This is a genomic window from Rhodopirellula sp. P2, assembly GCF_028768465.1.
Lineage (GTDB): Bacteria > Planctomycetota > Planctomycetia > Pirellulales > Pirellulaceae > Rhodopirellula.
The window spans coordinates 741,484-758,851 of sequence record NZ_CP118225.1; the positions used below are offsets into that span (position 1 = coordinate 741,484).

A 17,368-nucleotide genomic window follows, 5' to 3' on the forward strand; every position below is an offset into this window, starting at 1 on the left:
CGCCGCAATCGGGCCAAAACCGGATGACTCGCGCCATCCGGGCTTTTTCTCGTTCCTAGGCTCTGCCTGGGAACGCCATGCACTTCAGGCTCCGCCTGCTGAGACACAAGCGAGAGGCGGAGCCTCCAAGACCGTGGGTTCCCAGGCAGAGCCTGGGAACAAGGAATCTTGAAACCTCCAACGGGTCCATTTCAAAGGGACCAACCTGAAAACTCTTCGCTGCTCAGGCTTCGTCGAGCAAATCGACGGCTGCGAAGGCTTGGCCTTCCAACATTGCCAAGCTGGCTCCACCGCCGGTGCTGACGTGGCTGACGTCGTCGGCGAATCCGAGTTGGTCCACGGCAGCGGCACTGTCACCACCACCGATGATGCTGATCGCGTCGCCATCAGCAATCGCTTGAGCAACCGCTTTGGTGCCGGCGTCCATCGGTGGTTTTTCAAACACGCCCATTGGACCGTTCCAAACGATGGTCTTGGCCGACTTGATCACATCGGCGTACAGCTTGGCGGTTTCAGGACCGATGTCCAAACCTTCCATGTCGTCGGGAATCTCACCTGCAGCAACGACCTTCTTGTTGCAGCCAGCGATGTTTCCGAAGTCATCTCCGCAGTGCGTGTCGACGGGCAGGTGCAGCTTGTCGCCGCCTTTGGCGATCAACTCTTTCGCCAATTCGACCTTGTCTTTTTCAACCAACGATTGGCCGACTTTTCCGCCACTGGCCAACGAGAACGTGTACGCCATCGCGCCACCGATCAAGACCGCGTCGCAGATGCCCAACAGGTTGTTGATCACGTTGATTTTGTCGCTGACTTTCGCACCACCGAGGATGGCAACGAAGGGACGCTCGGGGTTGCTGATCGCATCGGTGAGGTACTGAATTTCTTTGGCGACCAAGTGACCGACCACGCGAGGCTTGCCAGCCATCGCTTCGGGGACGGCGACCATCGAAGCGTCTTTGCGGTGACAGGTTCCGAACGCGTCGTTGCAATAAGCGTCGGCCATGGCAGCCAACTTGCCAGCGAACTCCGCATCGCCTTTCTTTTCGCCTGGATTGAAACGCAAGTTTTCCAGCACCAGGACTTCACCAGTGGCCAGAGATTTGGCTTTGGCCGTTGCGTCTTCTCCAACGGTGTCCGTCGCGAAGAGAACGGTGCTGCCGAGCAACTCGCCCAAGCGTTTCGCGGCCGGGGCGAGCGAGTACTTTTCGTCGCCTTCACCACCGGTCGGGCGCCCCAAGTGGCTCATCAAAATCAGCTTGCCACCGCGATCAATCACGCTCTTGATGCTGGGCAGCGCCATGCGGATGCGACGGTCATCGGTGATTGCCAGCGATTCGTCCAACGGCACGTTGAAGTCGACTCGCATGAGGACGGTTTTGTCTTGAACGTCGATTTGATCAATGGTTTTCTTGGCCATCTGCCGGGAAACTCCGAGGGGGTGTTGAGTGGGGTCGATTTCAGCGACCAAGTATCGGGCAGCGACCCAATTTCGCGAAGGGGACCGATGAAAACCCCTGTTTTTCGCGACCAGTCCTCGATCCCCCCACCGAGAACATCCCGCCGAGGCTTCTTTTTCTCACGTCGTGCCACCGTCACAACCGAAACAATGAGTGCGGTGACGAAACGCTTGCGGGTCGTCAACAGCACCGGTCCGCCGTGAGTTTTGGTGGAACTGACACACGTCGACCGGGGGTCATTTTGGACGATCGCTCACACGAGTGATCTTTATCGCGACGGGAAAATCCATCGGGTTTTTCTTGATCGCAGCCGATTCCAGCGGGGGTGGTGCGAGTGAGAACTGGCACCGGGATTGCAATGCGCCATGACCAAACGGTCACATCATCGCGAGACACCCTGGTCCGAGACAACCTGGCGGCCAGCGCCACGGATTGTTCTCCCAACGGAGCCCGCGTGCGAACCGCTGCCCGAGTGACTTCGCTGGGCCAAGTCGCAGCAGGACAGGTGGCTCGCCGCAATGGCTGCAAGCACATCGTCGGCGCGATGTTGTTGACGCTGATCTGCGGCACCGTGTCGGCACAGTCCCCTCAGGACTCGTCGCCGCGTCGATTTTCGCTGCTGCCGACATCCGGTCCACCTCGCGTGGGATCCACGGCGCATCGCCAGGACATTCTCGATGCGTTGCCAATGGATCGTCTGACGGCCGAAGCCAAGCAACGCATTTTGGGAATCGCCGAAAAGCCAACGCTGTTTCGGCGTCTGCCATCGCAAATCATTCCCTGCGACCGGGACATGTTCCTGTTCTTGACTCGCAATCCCGACGTCCTGGTGGGGCTGTGGGATTTGATGGGGATCACCCAAGTCCAATCGACTCGGACAGGACCCTATCAACTGGACGCCAGCGACGGCGTGGGCACGCTTTGCCGAGTCGACCTGGTCTACGGCGATGCCAACAAACACATCTTTGTGGTCGATGGATCTTACGATGGCAAAATGACGCCAACCGAAATTCGCGGCAAAGGCGTGTTCGTGCTGGAATCCACTTACACGGTTGGCGAAGACGGACGCACGCGAGTCTCAGGAACGCTGGATTGCTTCGTGCAACTCGACAGCCTGGGCATCGATTTGATCGCTCGAACGATGAGCCCCATCATCGGGCGTTCCGCCGACAGCAACTTTGAGCAGACGGCGCAGTTCATCGCTCAGGTCAGCGAAGCGAGTGAACGCAACCCATCGGCGATGCTGGACATCGCCGCTCGTTTGCCGCAAGTCACCCAGCCGATTCGGGACGATTTCTCGAAGACCATCTTGGACGTTGCCCGTCGGGGACAGCAGATTGCCGCCCGGGAACGTGAAAATTTGAACCAGTGAATTGCCCCCCGGAAACTCGGCTACCATCTGTCGTTGCTCCTCGACCAAGCAGGTCGGCAGGAATGATCGGGTGCAACGATGTGAGCCGTTTGGGCGTTCGCCCCGGTTGCACGTGGGAGCAACGACGCTACCCAAAACATTCCAAATGATGAAAGACTCCTGCCGAACTGCTTAGGGCGATTTTTTTGGCACGGTTGCCCCTTGGGTTGAAACCCAAGGCTGTTCGAATGCCGTCGCTCCGCGACTTGGAGGCATGGGATGCAAACCCAGCCTTGGGTCGAATCCCAAGGCTTCGCATCGCGTGACACCATCTCGTCACCCTGGTTCGTGCCGGTCTCGAACCTTCTCGTCCTTCTGCAACAACCACCTCTGCACGGCGAGTGCGTCAGTTCAGCGGGGCTTCCCACAGCCCCAGTGCCGGATTCTGCACGAAGTAAAACTCGGAGCCATCGACGTCCGTGTGGAAACCATCCTGCAACGTGTGAACGTCGTAGCGTTTCATCAACGCGTCCAGGTCACCCGGAATGAACCCGACCGAAGCGATCTCTTCATCGCTCAATTTGCCGGCGGCGTAAACGACTTCGAATCGGTTCTCGGGTGAACCATGAACCAGGTGAGCCGCTGCAGAGGGATCGCCAGCCAAATCTTCGTTTTCGGCGACCAACTGCATCACCTCGGCTTTGGTGCGATAGCCGTACTTGCGAATCAGCTGGTCGATGCGAGGGTCTTCACCAAACTCTTCCACGGCCGGACCAATGACCGTCAACCGACCACCCGTCGCGATCGCTTTGCGTGTCCGATAAATCGCCTTGTTGCCCAACCAAGTGCTTTTGAATTCGTCTGGGTCCAAGTAGGCGACAACATGCTTGGGTGCCTTTGGCAGATGCGTGATGTTGACTTTGCGAGCCAGCTCAGCGGCCCGAAAGAACGTCTCGTGATCATCGCCGATGTACAGACCTCGCGTGTGCTTGGTTCCGTCCTTCATTTGCTGGATCACGGTCAACGCGTACAGCAGCGGCATGTCATCGCAGAAATGGTCCGAGGCGTAGTTCAAAATCTTTCGCAGGGGCGTGTCGGCGATTCCCAGCGTTTCATCAATCCCGACCATCGCGCTGAGGTAGTGACTTTCGTTGATGCCTGAAACGCCGCCGGTACCCACGAACACGTTCTTGTTGTAGTTCGCCATCCCGATGACTTCGTGGGGAACGACTTGCCCCAACGAGAAGATCAAATCGTGACCTCCATCGCGCAACATTCGATTGACTTGCGCGGGCCAGCTTTGGGTGTAAACACCACCGGTGACTTCGCTGACGAATTCCGCCGGCACTTGGCCCAGCTCCACCACGTCCTCTCGCCAACGGTGCGGGCGGAACAAATCGTGAGGCACGCCGGGGAACATGTGATCCAATTGGTGTGGCTTCATCGGCGTGTGTGTGCCGAGAGCGGGCATGATGTCCTTGACCCGATCGCCCAACAATTCGTGACACAGCACCGTCAGTTCCCCCGCCCGGCTGAACAATCGCGTTGCATCGGGAGGCAACAACAGCACGCGTTCGGGCCGCTTGATTGCCTTAAACGTCTGCTTCAGAGCGTCACGAAGATCCTCTGTCGTCAGCGAAGTGGTTTCCGATCCGGAAGAAAAATAGAGGGTCATTCAGCTCGCTCCAGCGACAATTTTGAAGGGGATAGCACACGGTCTCCACCATTGGCCGTAAGATGAGGGGTGGTTCACTCACCTGAACCACGCCTGTCCTGCTTGCTCAATATGAAAGAGGTAGATGCGATGGCCAAGATCTTACTCGTCGAGGACAGTGCAACCCAGGCGGTCGAAATAACGATGCTGCTTCAGGCAGCCAACCACGAAGTCGTTCACGTGGCCAACGGACAGCTCGGGCTCACGCATCTCAAGACACAAGCGCCCGACTTGGTCATCACCGACTTGGAAATGCCCGAAATCAATGGACTTCAGCTGGTCGAGAACATGCGAGCCAACTTCTCGCACATCCCCAGCATCTTGGTCACCAGCCACGGCAGCGAAGAATTGGCGGCCGAAGCCCTGCGTCGCGGTGCAGCCGGTTATGTTCCCAAAACCCGGATGTCGGATTTACTCAACGACACCATCGTTGATGTGCTGGGGGTCATCCGCAGCGACGCGTCGTACGCGAAACTGATTTCGACGTTGAAAAAGAACGTCTTCGTGTTTGACCTGCCATCCGATCCGGAATTGATCTCGCCGCTGGTGGGCTTGCTGATGCAGGTCAGCGCCGGGATGGAATTGCTACCCAGCATCGAAATGGTGCGACTGGGCGTCGCCGTGGAACACGCTCTGACCAACGCCATGCTGCATGGCAACTTGGAAGTTCCTCGCGACCAACAACCGTCCCATGGTCAAATCGCTCGCGAAGGCCTGATCAATGACGCGATGAAAGAGCGGTTGTCCCAGGAACCTTACAAAAGTCGGCTGACTCACGTGGAAGCCACCGCATCCGAACACGCCATTCGCATCGTCATCTCCGACCAAGGCCCTGGGTTTGACACCTCCCACGTGCCGCAAGCCGGTGAACTCGATGCCAGTTCCCTCGCGGCCAGCGCCGACGGTGTGGGACAAGGCGACAAACAGGGCCTGCTGTTGATCGCCAGCTTCGTGGACCAAATGTGGTTCAACGACACGGGCAATCAAATCACACTCGTTAAACGATGCGGTGCAGAGTGAACTGATGAGTAGTGTCTCCGAGTTTCAAACGTCCTCGACCTACCGCGCCCTCGCAAACGCATTGCCGCTGAACTTGTTGATCAAGGCGGCTGATGGGCGACGCGTCTTTGCCAATGACTCCTACCTGAAATGGCGGGGCGTCACCTGGCAAGAACTGGCGGGCAAACACGACGAAGATTTGTTCCCGCCCGAAATCGCGCGCCAATACCGCGAAGATGATCACAAGGTGATGCAAACGGGTGAGTCGCTGCACAGCGTCGAGTCCACGAAATTGGCCGACGACTCGATCGGCTGGATCGAACGCGTCAAAACCGCCGTGCACGACCACAACGGCAATCTGCTGGGCGTCCAAGTTCTGTTTTGGGACGTGACTGCGAAGGTCGAAAAAGAAAAGGCGACTCAGTTCGAACAATCGCTGCTGACAACGCTGCTGGCCAACATTCCCGATTCCATCTACTTCAAAGACATCGACAGTCGCTTCATCCGCGTCAGCCACGCGATGGCGATGAAATTCGGGCGAGCCAGGGTCGATGAGGTTCACGGTCGAACCGACGCCGACATTTTCACACCAGAACATGCCGAAGGTGCCCGCCTGGATGAACTGCGTGTGATCGAAACAGGTGACGCCTTGGTCGATCGAATCGAACGCGAAACGTGGCCCGATCGTGAGGACACTTGGTGCATGACCACCAAGATGCCGCTTCGAAATGACACGGGAGAAATCATCGGCACCTTTGGAATTTCTCGCGACATCACCGACCTCAAACGCTCCGAAGCGGCCCTGCACGAAGCCGTCCGAATGGCCGACGCGGCCAACCGATCCAAGAGCGAATTCCTGGCCAACATGAGCCATGAGATCCGCACGCCCATGAATGCGTTGATCGGCATGACGGACTTGCTCTCACAAACCGACCTCGATCCCGATCAACAGGACTATGTTCAGATCATTCAAGAATCCTCGGACGGATTGCTCCGGCTGATCAATGACATCCTCGATTTCTCAAAAATCGAAGCCCGCCGACTCGAACTGGAATCGGTTCCGTTTTCGCTCAGCAAGACCGTTGAATCGACCCTCCGATCGTTTTCATTGAGCGCCTCTCAAAAAGGATTGGAACTGCAGTGCGAACTCTCGCCTGAACTCCCTGATCGATTGATCGGGGACCCCGGACGAGTCCGTCAGGTGCTCACCAATCTGATCGGCAACGCGATCAAGTTCACCGATCACGGCGGCGTTCGCGTGCAAATCGAAGTCCTCCGCCAAGCCCCTGCTGCGGATGCTGACCTGAAAACATCTGCCAATGGCAACGAGTCGCCCGGTCACAAAGACACGGTCGAACTGCGCTGGAGTGTTTGCGACTCCGGCATTGGAATCCCGCCCGCTCAGCAGGACGCGGTTCTGAATCCATTCACTCAAGCTGACGCGTCCACGACCCGTCGCTTCGGCGGAACCGGCTTGGGATTGAGCATCAGTCGGCAGCTCGTGGAACTGATGGGCGGCCAACTGCGGTTGCAAAGTGAAGTCGGCGTTGGCACAACGTTTTCATTCGATCTTCAGATGTCCGTTTGCCCGGCCTCGATGCTGAGTGAAGTGGACGACGAAGAAGAAGATTTGGGCGGACCTGCCCGCCAACAACTCGCGCCGCTGCATGTCCTTGTCGCGGAAGACGGAGTCACCAACCAACACGTGATCGCCGGGTTGCTGCGCTCGCTCGGCCACAAGTGTTCGATCGCCAGTGACGGGCGAGAAACGTTGTCGAAGTGGCGATCCGAATCGTACGACATTGTCTTGATGGACATGCACATGCCCGTCATGGACGGACTGGAAGCCACACGTGCAATCCGCCAAGAGGAATGGGGCACCGACCGACACACGCCAATCATTGCACTCACCGCGGCGGCAATGAGCGAAGACGCCGCTGCCTGCCGCGAAGCAGGCATGGACAGCTACCTCACCAAACCGATCAACAGCCGAAAACTGCGGGACGCCTTGGCGGCCTTCCAAAAAGAACTGCCTCCCACGACAGATTTGTCACAGGAAGAAACGCTCGAGCAATCGTTCTCGCCCAAACTCCTTCTGGCCAGCGAACAAAATTCGACCACGATCAATGCCGCTCACGCTGCGTTTCCCTCCGCAGGATCCACCTCCAATGCGATCACGCTGTCGCCCGAAAACCTCGGGTGCTTGGACCTCGATTCGGCACGCTCCCGCATCCCCGGCGGAACAGCCGGCGTGTTGAGATTGGCGTTTGTCTTTCGAACCGAGTGCGCTCAGTTGGTGGACAAGCTTTCTCAAGAGATCCCAGCCGGACTCAACGATGAAACTCGCCGGAACGCTCATACGCTGAAGGGAGCCTGCGGTTTGCTCGGCGCGAAACAATTGCAAGAAGCGGCCGAACGAATTGAGGAAGCCGGCCGAGAAAATCGGGTGCAAGATGCCCCGGAACTGCTATCCAATTTGCAACGCGAATCGGAACGCGTGCTCAGCGCCATCGATGAACTGCTCAGCCAATCGGAGAACGCTGACCAACCCAAGTAAGGCTCGGTCAGATCCGTCGAGCGGAGTCAGCGAGCAAGACCGCCACCACCTACAGATTCCGCAGGCGTTTGGCGTTCGCTGGCGTGTCCGCCCAAGCAGGATCAATTTTTTGCCCGGCTCGAGCGGCGGCGATCAAGTGCTCGACCAACGCACTGGTGTCCTCGCCTCGAATTTCCGCGACTTGCTGCAACGTGTATCCATCGCGGCACAATCGCCAGGTCCAGTATTCATGCCGCCACGCGGATGGATCAGCCACGGTTTCATCCAGCCGCTCCGAATCCGGACTTGGCTTTGGTTCGCTCGCAGAAGCCTCGACCGGCTCGCTCGGTGGCGAAGCAACGGTTCCCGGCGGGCAGTCGATCTCGTGTTCCGCCAACGTGTTCGCAATCAACTCGAGCAAATCGCTGCCGTATGCCTCGATGAACTCGCTGGAAATCCCCTGCACGCCTTCCAACTGAGTCGCGTTGGCAGGTTTGGACTGGATCAATCGTTTGATCGTCGATTCGGAAAGAATCCGGTGTGGCGCCACATTCAGTGCCGCTGACCGCTTGCGTCGAAACCGCTTGATCCGATCCGAGAGGTCTTGATCAAGCAAATCCTGTGCGTCATTCGAGCTCAATGGTTCCGCGGCCACAACGCTGATGTCGGGCTTGGGAGTCTCTGCCGAGGGCGGTGTCTGCGTCACCGAAGAAGCAGGCTGAGTTGCAACGGATGGCTCGATATCGCCGGGTTCTTCCTCGGCAACGTCACCAGATTCAATTTTGCTAGCCACCTTGGCCAACTTCTTCGCGAGCGGGTACTTCAACTGCAACGACGACGGCAACGGAACCTGACCATTCATCACTTGCCGCCCCAGGTCGGTCATGTGAACGGTTGGGCGGCGCTCATTGAGTTCTTTCTGATCCAGCAATCCGACCGTCAACAACGAGTCCATCGCGTCGGTCAATTCGCCTTGCTTCAGCCCCGTCAGCATGCCGTAGGTGCTCAGCCGGCTCAGTCGCAATTGCGTGACCTTTTTGTTCTTTGATCCAGCCAACATCTGCGCAATCAGGTTCTTTCCCAATCGCCCGTGCGTTCGCGTGACTCCGCTCAGGATCACCCGAATCGCGGTCGTCAGGGCGACCATGTCGATCCCGGACTGCTCGCTCAACGCACCGATCGAGCCGCTTTCCCCCAGTGCCTTCGCGGTCGACAAATTTGCGGCCGCCAAGGCGGAAGGATCCACCTTGGGCATGCATTCGCCCGCCGGGTCACAGTGGTCGCACTTCCCACAATTCTCTGCGTTGGGATCCCCAAAGTATTTCAGAATGACATGCTGGCGACAGGACGTTGAACGCGCGAACTGGATCACGGAATCCAGTTTTTCATATTCAGCTTGCTTGCGTCGGGCCAGCTCTTCGAAGTCAATCTTCAGCTGATTGAAGGGAACATCCCGTCGCATGATATGAACGGCACGACCGCGAAAGGGCGGGATGTAGTCGAACGTCTTCAGCTTGGTCAGTTCGCGCAACGTGCGTGTCAACTGAACCCGCTCCACACCCGCTCGGGTTGCCAGGTAACTCAACCGGACAAACACATCTTCGCCGCGCCGAGGTCCCACGATCTTCTCGATCGCGGTCATGACCTGACGCTTCAGCTTGGCTTCGCGAGGCAAGAAATCCAGCAGCGTTGGCACATCGCTATCGATCCGCAGCACCGCTTGATTGGAACTGGCATCCAACCGCCGAAGAGCCCCCGCTTTGGACAACAACGTTTCGGAAGTGCCAATCGCTTCGCTGCCGTCACGAACAGCAATTGCCTCCCGCACCTGATCCAGGGTCAGCTCAATCGGGTCTTCTTCTCGAGAAAGCAGGTACTCGTAAACCTTCTTCACCGTTTCTCGCGAGGGGTAGCGGTTCTCGATGAAGAACTCTTGGATCTGACGATCGGCGTAAGCAAACAGCAGCAGGCACTGGCTCATCGCCCCGTCACGCCCGGCACGCCCCGCTTCTTGATAGTAAGCCTCCAACGAACCCGGCATGTTGTAGTGCACCACAAACCGGATGTCCGATTTATCAATGCCCATCCCAAACGCGTTGGTCGCCACAATCGCGGACAAGTCGCCTTTCATGAACGCCTCTTGCACGCGGCGTCGTTCTTCAGGATGCATGCCGGCGTGATAGACGCCAACTTTGCGTCCGGTTTTCTCAGGCAACCACTCAGCGATCTCTTCACAACGCTTGCGAGTCGCGCCATAGATGATGCCCGCTCCCGAGTGCTTCGAAAGGTAATCACGCAGTGCGTTTTGTTTGGCGACATCGTTGTTGCAAGGCGTGACCGTGAATCGCAGGTTCGTTCTCGCGAAACCGGTCACGAACACACGAGGTTGCTTCAGGTTCAACAACTCGCAGATGTCATCGCGAACCGTCGGCGTTGCCGTTGCGGTCAATCCGATCGTCTGCACGCCGCCCAAGTAGCGATCCCGGAATCGTCCCAGCCGTGAATAATCGGGACGAAAGTCATGGCCCCACTCACTCACACAGTGGGCTTCATCGACCGCCAACAAACTCACGTTGGCCTTGGGGACCACATCCAGAAACCGACCGTTCCGCAAACGCTCAGGAGCCACGTAGATCAGGTCCAACTTCCCGGCGGCCATTTCGTCCATGACCGACTCTTGTTGCCCGGGTGATTGCGTGCTGTTGAGCAATCTCGCCTGGATGCCTCGCCGCTGCAGCGTGTCGACTTGGTCCTTCATCAAAGCGATCAGCGGCGACACAACGATCGTGGTCCCCTCTCGGGCCAACGATGGCAGCTGATAACACAGGCTTTTCCCGCCGCCAGTTGGCATCACACACAGACAATCCGCGCCCGCGGCCAGAGCATCGACCACGTCCCGTTGGCCGGCTCGAAACTGGCTCAACCCAAATCGCGGCAACAGCGATTCGGGGTCGATGGACGGATTGGATTTGGATGCGAGAGACGACATCCGATCTTTCGTTGGGTGGGTGAATGGCGGACTTGAATGCACTGCGTCCCGGCGACGCAGTGCCATCTTCCGCGATTCAGCCCCCTTTTGCCACCTCGAACCGCCTCTGGGTCAATGAAGCGATCCGTTTTGACCGCGGCGATCAGATTGCGGTCCAACCTCCGTTGGATCCGCGCACAAAAAAACCACCCCGCTGATAAACAAGCGAGATGGCTTTTTGAATCTCAATTCTCGCGGGTCGATTACGACTTCGCGGGAGCTTGCTGCTGCAAGCCTGGACGAACGCGTTTGTTGATGTCCGTTTCCAGAACACCAAAAACCGATTCGTGACGAGCGACCGACATTTGCAAAGCGGCGAGCAAACGTTTCGCGGTGAAGAAGTTCACGATGATGCGTTGCTTGACTTGAATGGGGTCCTTGGGCACACCGATTGGCTGTGGGTTCAGGCCGAAATCGATGATCAATTCTTCAGGCGAACCAGTCACGCGGCAGAAGTTCGCGTAGGTTGCGATGGCGTTGTCATCGTTGACCTGAACTTGAACAGGAGCCTGAGCTTGAGTTTGTGCCTTCTCAGCGGGAGCGGCTTTTTCTGCGGCGGGGGCTTCAGCCGTCTTGGTTTCGTCTGCCATTAAAATCTCCAAAAAATCAAAAGGGAAACAGGTAAGTTGAGATTCGCGTGTTTGAGGCCAATGTAGTGATCCCCCCCTACGTCGCAACGCGAAAGCGACGGTGAAGGATCAAGAATCCAAATTTTTGAATCGCTTGCAAAAACCAAACGTTAAACCACGTCAAATGGAAAGGATGGTGGAAGCCTAGCTCACTCAGAAGTCAAAGTTGAAAGTTTTAATGATCACTCGCCATAAACGTGATCCAAGCGACATCGGGTCCACGTGAACCTTGGCCGCACCGCGAAAACCAGGCCGCAATGGCCAATCAATCCCATCAATCGGCACCCGAGCTTGATACGAAACACTGCGAGGTTTGATCTGTCCGGTTTGAGGATCGATTTCGGTCTGCAAACTGCCGCCCGTTTGACTGGACATGGATGCGGAGGCCGCTTCGAGAGGCTTCTTCGAGATCTCCTCGATCGATCCGTGGAACGTTTCCAGTCGCCGTGAATCGAGCTTCAGATCCACCTCCTGCGATTCGCGAACCAGTTGCCGATCACCTTGGTCGATGATCAACACCGCTTCGAATGCTTCGGGCGATCCGATCTCGCAGATCAAATCGTCGGCTGTCAGCAAGGCACCTCGATTGCGTTCTTGAAGGGGTGTCCCACTCCAACTTGGTAGACGCCCATCACCGGGATCTTGTTCCTTCTTTTCTGGCGGCGGAAGCACAAAACCATCTCGCTTGGCTCGCACGTTCAGTCGGTCCAACTCCTCCTGTGTCTTGGCCAACAAGCCTTCGATCGATTCCAGCATCTCGACTTGCGTTTCGATCTGGATTTTGGCCGAGGTGTCGTCGAGCCGTCGCGATTTCAAGTTCGCCAGTTGCACTTGGGCGAGCTTGCGTTCGCCCTGCAAATCAGCGAAGCGAATTTCGAGCTCGGGGTTTTTCAACAGTGCGATCGTGTCGCCGGTGCTGACCAAAGTCCCCACCGGAACGGTCTGCTCCACACGCCCCACGACGCCGGCATAAACCATCCCAGCACGACTGGGGCGAATTTCAAACGCCGCGTCAATGTGGTGCGGCAAGGGGATGTAGCACACCGCGGCGACGACCACGCCCAACACGGCGAGCGATGTTAACAACGGTCCGCGTTTCACTTTTGACAATCTCCCAGGTGTGCGGATGAATTTCCACGTTTGAATGACGGGTTGAGCGACCAAACCGGAGAACCCGATCACAGCAAGAATCCGTCCGAGTGCCTGCAGGCCATAGGGTTCGAGAACCTGCATCACGAACCATACGATCGAAAACACAACCACCCAGCGATAAATCACGCTGGCGATCGTGAACAACCCAAACATGAATTGGTTGCGAGTGGGCAAGAATGGATCGTCCTGCAACTCCAAACCCAAACACGTCTTTTGGAACCAGCGCTTCAGCACTTCCGTGCTCTTCTGACGAAGGTTGGGGATCTCCAAGTAGTCCATCATGATGTAGTAACCGTCAAACCGCAGCAGCGGGTTGCCGTTGACCAAGATCGTGCTGACGACGTTCAAAAACATCATGTTCAAACACAAGTCATTGATCGTGGTTCCCTGTTCACTGAAGAACCACACGAACGCCGCAATCGACGCCAAGATCATCTCGACGTAGATCCCGCCGGCACCGATCCAGATCCGCTTCCACTTGTTCGGCAACATCCATGAGTCGGACACGTTGCAGTACAGGCAGGGCGTGAAGACCAGCAGCATGAAGCCGATTTCGTGACACTCACCGCCAAATTTCTTGCAACTCAGCCCGTGGCCAAATTCGTGAATGACTTTCACGATCGCCATCGTTGCGGCCAAGATGATCCAACGATCCGCAGCGAAGAACTGATGGAACGTCGGCAGCTTGGCATAAACGGTTTGATACTGCGTCGCCAGCAACAAAGACGCTGCCAACAACAACCCAGCAAAGAAGATCAACGCTGGAACGGTGAAGATCCATCCGAAGATGGGCAACATCCGATTGAGGATTTTCTCGGGGTCAATCCCACGAAAACGAACGGCGAAGACGTTGGACATCTTCCCCATCAATTCCTTGTTCTTTTTCTTTCGCCCGCGTTCGCGAAGCGACTTTCCTTGACCGGGTGAATTGCTGATCACCAAACCGCTGCGGTGCAGCATGCCGATGAACTGCTGCAAGTCGCCAAAGGTGATCTTTTGCGGCGCAAACCGCTGTTCGAAACCGTCTTTGATATGCTGCAGACTGACGTGACCATCCAGCATGTTCAGGATGAAATACTCTTCGTCATGAAAACGAAAGTACTGCAATCCCACAGGCTCTTTGACCACCCAATACCCTTGTCCTTGGTAGTGGTGGCGGCTGGCGGTCAAGTCAGGACGCCGGCGCACCGTCAGTGCACGTGACGAACTGCTTACCAGTGATTCAGCCAGAGTGGTCATGGGGCCAGGTGTCGAATGAAAAGGTCAGGAAGAGGCGAGCATCAGGGGAAAGAGCGATCCAACGATCGTTTGGAAGATCACTGAAAGATGATTTCAGCTTCCATTCCGGGCTTGATCATCCAGTTGCCGTTGCTGTCCTTTTGGTTGTCGACATCGACCCAAATGCGATAGCGTTTTTGACCGTCGACTTCACTGCTGACAAATCCAAGGGGAGCTTTCACTTCAAAGTTCTGGTCGGGGTCCGCCGTGTTGAACACGCGAACCAACACGGGAACTCCGGCCCGCACGACTCCGTTGGATGCCAGGGCGTCGATGTCGCCACCGACTCGAACTCGGTCGAGCTGAACCAGCGTCGCAATCGGCGAACCGGGCTGAACCCATTCACCGAGCTGTGCGATTCGCATTTCGATGTAGCCATCAAACAACGCCGTGATCCGTCGGCGGTCCAGTTCAAACTCCGCGATTTCGCGTTCGCTGCGTTTTGCGATGTACTGTGCCTCGGCAATCTTCTTTTGCATTTCAGCCAGGTCGATGCGAAGCAACGCACGGATGGCTTCGAGGACCTTCTTCTTCATTTCGTAGTAAGGCGTGGCCCCCTTCTCGTAGAGCTCACGAAACGACTCGGCTTCGGCTCGGGCCAACTCTTCGTTGTTGCGAGCGTCCTTTAAATTGACTTCGTTCGCGGCGTTGAGTTGAGCTTCTTTCTCTTCCGCTTTCTTGAACTCGAGCGCCAAACGCGCCGAGGTGTCATCGACCAAGGCCAGCAGATCGTCCTTGGCAACGTTCATGCCTTCTTCGATGGGCAACTCAACCAACTTGCCTTCGACTTCAGCGGGAATGTCGACCTTGCGGATGTATCGAACTTGGCAATACTCCGCGATCAATGGGGTCTCGCCCCTCAGACTGGTTTGCGCCGTGGCAGGCTCAGCGCTGATTGCGGCAACGCAAACGCTGGCCAGTACAGCAACGATCAATCGCCAGGATTTCATCAATGGGAACTCGTGGTGGAGGGACAAGGAGAGAAGATTCGAAGGAGAAGAGAAGGCGGGAAATCAGAAAGCGAACTTGTAAGCCCACTCAAAGACTTCGTGCAGCAACACAAACCCACTGGCTCGCTTGCCGCATTTGACGTCGGCGGTCAGCTTGGTCCCGGGACTCGGAGACACCTTGCTCAGTTCAGTGAGGTCTGGCAGCACTCGCATTTTGATGACCGAGCCATGTTCTTCATTGGATTCCGCTCGCAGCGAAATGTTTCCAATGGGCAACTTGGCGGGCAACGGTTCGTCCGGGTTGGACGCCAGGATGTAGTCGACGTCCAATGACTGGATGTTGTTGTCTTGGATGTATTGATCCAAGTGACCTTCGCGTTTTTCAGGCATCTCAATTTCGAGATACATGGGCTTGGAAAGGTCCGCGATTTCCATCAGCACCTGCCCCGTTTGAATGGGGCGGTTGAGCAGCATCTTTTCGACTTCCCAAGAAACCACAATGCCATCGATCGGCGAACGAATGATCAAATCGTCCGCACGCTGTTCCTTCAATTTCAATTTGGCACGCTGGGCTTCCAGCTTGGTTTGCACCTCCACCTCTTCCAATTCGATCGCACGCCGCTCCGTGGCCTTCAACTGCGATCGATTGCGAGACTGAGTCCGAATGCGCTGCAGTTCCGCCATCGTGGTTCGAATCTGACCACGCAGGTCTTCCAGTTCGATGCCGATGTCGGGATTGATCATCTTCACCAATGGATCGCCCGCAGCGACGATCGAGTTGTGATCAACCAACACTTCACGGACTTCGCCGTCGATGCCCGCGAAGACTTCGCGGCGAGCTTCGGCTTTGAGTGTGCCGTCGGCCTCGAGGTCAAACTCCATCGGGATAAAGATCAACCCGCAAATCAGGGCCGCGATCGCACCGATCACACCAAGTGTTTTGGGCAACGTTCGGGCTCGGAGAACCCAAGTGGCTCGGCCGAGTGTTCGCCACACCGGCATCAAGAACAGGTTCGAGTGAGCCTGCGAGTTGGCGATTGCGCGGGTGCCGTGCTCATAAACCAAGTCACAACGTTGGCGGAAGACTTCCGGAGGAAGGTCCGTTTCGATCTGCTCGACAATCAATGCCCCGATGACTTCGCCACGGTGCGCGTCATCGCGATCCACTTCGCCGGCAGCGCCCATCTCGGCTTCGTGACCGAGCTTGCGCTGCGGTTCTCGAAGTGGAAGGACAGCCAAGTTCCGGCCGTAAGAAAGGTCGACGTAGTCTTCGAGGGCTTCTTCGATTTGCGGTGGCAAATCTTCGGTGGACCCGTCGTGCCACAAAGGTTCCCCAGCCGCGACAACTCGCGTTGCCAGCAGATTCAATGCTGCAACGATGTTGGAGCGGTTCTCGATCGTGTCTTGGCCGCTGATGGCTTCGACCTTGCACTTGCCGCCCTTTTTGATGGCCACGCTGACTCGGTCGCAACCGATCAACCGGCGGCCTTCGTTGGCGACGATTGCTGCCGTTTCTTTCAAGTCCAATGATTCGTGAGCGGCACGCGCGAACGAGTCGGCTTGCTGCCAAAGCGTTTGACGATCACCGAGCGTCCGCAGCTTTTGACTGCGAAGCCATTCCGCAGCCAACTCGCACATCTGCTGCAAGAACCGCAAGTAGCCGCGTTGTGTGTCGGGAGCCGTGTCAGGACGCTGGAAGATTTCGATCAAGCCATCTTTCTGGCCGTCATGCTGCAGAGCACCGAGCACCAACAAGTAGCGAGTCGGGTTGCCTTCGGCATCACCGTCCGTGGTGCCACTGTAGGGTGGTACCAACAGCGATTGCCCGGACGCGGCGGCGCGACGGATCAAGCGATTGTGGCGATCGGCGTCTTCCGTGCCCTCGGTCAAAATCGACGGCTCAGCGTTGATCTGGTACTGCAACCGCAGTTGCTGATCTTCGTCGAGCAACCACACCGCACCACCGGCCGCAGCCAGCGCAGTGATGACCTTGGAAAGCAACTCCGGATAAAACTCCGAAGCGGTGGCACCACTCTTGGTAAGAGCTGCGATTTCGTTGACCAAACCGCGGATCTGCGCTTTGGTTTCTTCGACCGTTTGTTGGTTGACCGACATGGGCCTGTCTGACTGCTCGGGCGAGAAGGGGGCGGAAACGTCCAGTGAGCCGACACTACTTAAAAATCCGCTTGGATCGCCACTGGAAGTCGCTTCAAAAGCGGAGTTTGCATTCTTCGCTGGCTAACTGCGCCGCTCAGACGGAAAACACCGGTTGCC

General features: G+C 56.9%; 10 protein-coding genes. 3 read left to right on the forward strand and 7 right to left on the reverse strand.

Annotation, left to right across the window (positions count from 1 at the left end; genetic code table 11):
* Positions 1 to 223: 223 nt before the first annotated feature.
* Positions 224 to 1,417 (reverse strand): phosphoglycerate kinase, encoded by a 1,194-nt coding sequence (locus PSR62_RS02625; RefSeq protein ID WP_274406281.1) that lies wholly within the window; start codon positions 1,415 to 1,417, stop codon positions 224 to 226.
* Between the two features lie 398 nt (positions 1,418 to 1,815).
* Between PSR62_RS02625 and PSR62_RS02630 the strand changes: the two genes are divergently transcribed.
* Positions 1,816 to 2,829, forward strand: a complete 1,014-nt coding sequence (locus PSR62_RS02630; RefSeq protein WP_274406282.1) for a hypothetical protein — start codon at positions 1,816 to 1,818, stop codon at positions 2,827 to 2,829.
* 385 nt (positions 2,830 to 3,214) lie between these two features.
* Here the strand turns inward: PSR62_RS02630 and PSR62_RS02635 are convergent, their stop codons facing one another.
* Entirely contained in the window at positions 3,215 to 4,483 is a 1,269-nt protein-coding gene (locus PSR62_RS02635; protein ID WP_274406283.1) for a lactate racemase domain-containing protein, read from the reverse strand.
* Positions 4,484 to 4,612: 129 nt separating this feature from the next.
* Between PSR62_RS02635 and PSR62_RS02640 the strand changes: the two genes are divergently transcribed.
* A complete protein-coding gene (locus PSR62_RS02640) occupies positions 4,613 to 5,542 on the forward strand; it encodes an ATP-binding response regulator (RefSeq protein WP_274406284.1) in 930 nt (309 codons plus the stop codon).
* A gap of 4 nt (positions 5,543 to 5,546) precedes the next feature.
* Entirely contained in the window at positions 5,547 to 8,078 is a 2,532-nt protein-coding gene (locus PSR62_RS02645; protein WP_274406285.1) for a PAS domain-containing hybrid sensor histidine kinase/response regulator, read from the forward strand.
* 49 nt (positions 8,079 to 8,127) lie between these two features.
* On the opposite strand, the gene PSR62_RS02650 is transcribed toward PSR62_RS02645, so the two are convergent.
* The 5 genes from PSR62_RS02650 to PSR62_RS02670 all read right to left on the reverse strand — a co-directional run bounded on the left by PSR62_RS02650 (position 8,128) and on the right by PSR62_RS02670 (position 17,209).
* A complete protein-coding gene (locus PSR62_RS02650) occupies positions 8,128 to 11,112 on the reverse strand; it encodes a RecQ family ATP-dependent DNA helicase (protein ID WP_338020126.1) in 2,985 nt (994 codons plus the stop codon).
* Positions 11,113 to 11,288: 176 nt separating this feature from the next.
* Positions 11,289 to 11,687, reverse strand: coding sequence for a DUF3467 domain-containing protein (locus tag PSR62_RS02655; protein WP_338020127.1), 399 nt, complete (start codon positions 11,685 to 11,687; stop codon positions 11,289 to 11,291).
* A 180-nt stretch (positions 11,688 to 11,867) separates the two neighbouring features.
* On the reverse strand, positions 11,868 to 14,105 hold the full coding sequence (locus tag PSR62_RS02660; protein WP_315852661.1) for a hemolysin D: 2,238 nt from the start codon (positions 14,103 to 14,105) through the stop codon (positions 11,868 to 11,870).
* A 77-nt stretch (positions 14,106 to 14,182) separates the two neighbouring features.
* Positions 14,183 to 15,094: an efflux RND transporter periplasmic adaptor subunit gene (locus tag PSR62_RS02665; protein WP_274406288.1), complete on the reverse strand. Its 912-nt coding sequence runs from the start codon at positions 15,092 to 15,094 to the stop codon at positions 14,183 to 14,185.
* Positions 15,095 to 15,157: 63 nt separating this feature from the next.
* A complete protein-coding gene (locus tag PSR62_RS02670; protein ID WP_274406289.1) occupies positions 15,158 to 17,209 on the reverse strand; it encodes an efflux RND transporter periplasmic adaptor subunit in 2,052 nt (683 codons plus the stop codon).
* Between the last annotated feature and the right edge of the window lie 159 nt (positions 17,210 to 17,368).

What these genes read in the sequence shown, in the direction of transcription:
- PSR62_RS02625 (WP_274406281.1), bottom strand. Translation starts at nt 1,417, where the DNA reads ATGGCCAAGAAAACCATTGATCAAATCGACGTTCAAGACAAAACCGTC.
- PSR62_RS02630 (WP_274406282.1), top strand. Translation starts at nt 1,816, where the DNA reads ATGCGCCATGACCAAACGGTCACATCATCGCGAGACACCCTGGTCCGA.
- PSR62_RS02635 (WP_274406283.1), bottom strand. Translation starts at nt 4,483, where the DNA reads ATGACCCTCTATTTTTCTTCCGGATCGGAAACCACTTCGCTGACGACA.
- PSR62_RS02640 (WP_274406284.1), top strand. Translation starts at nt 4,613, where the DNA reads ATGGCCAAGATCTTACTCGTCGAGGACAGTGCAACCCAGGCGGTCGAA.
- PSR62_RS02645 (WP_274406285.1), top strand. Translation starts at nt 5,547, where the DNA reads ATGAGTAGTGTCTCCGAGTTTCAAACGTCCTCGACCTACCGCGCCCTC.
- PSR62_RS02650 (WP_338020126.1), bottom strand. Translation starts at nt 11,112, where the DNA reads ATGGCACTGCGTCGCCGGGACGCAGTGCATTCAAGTCCGCCATTCACC.
- PSR62_RS02660 (WP_315852661.1), bottom strand. Translation starts at nt 14,105, where the DNA reads ATGACCACTCTGGCTGAATCACTGGTAAGCAGTTCGTCACGTGCACTG.
- PSR62_RS02665 (WP_274406288.1), bottom strand. Translation starts at nt 15,094, where the DNA reads ATGAAATCCTGGCGATTGATCGTTGCTGTACTGGCCAGCGTTTGCGTT.
- PSR62_RS02670 (WP_274406289.1), bottom strand. Translation starts at nt 17,209, where the DNA reads ATGTCGGTCAACCAACAAACGGTCGAAGAAACCAAAGCGCAGATCCGC.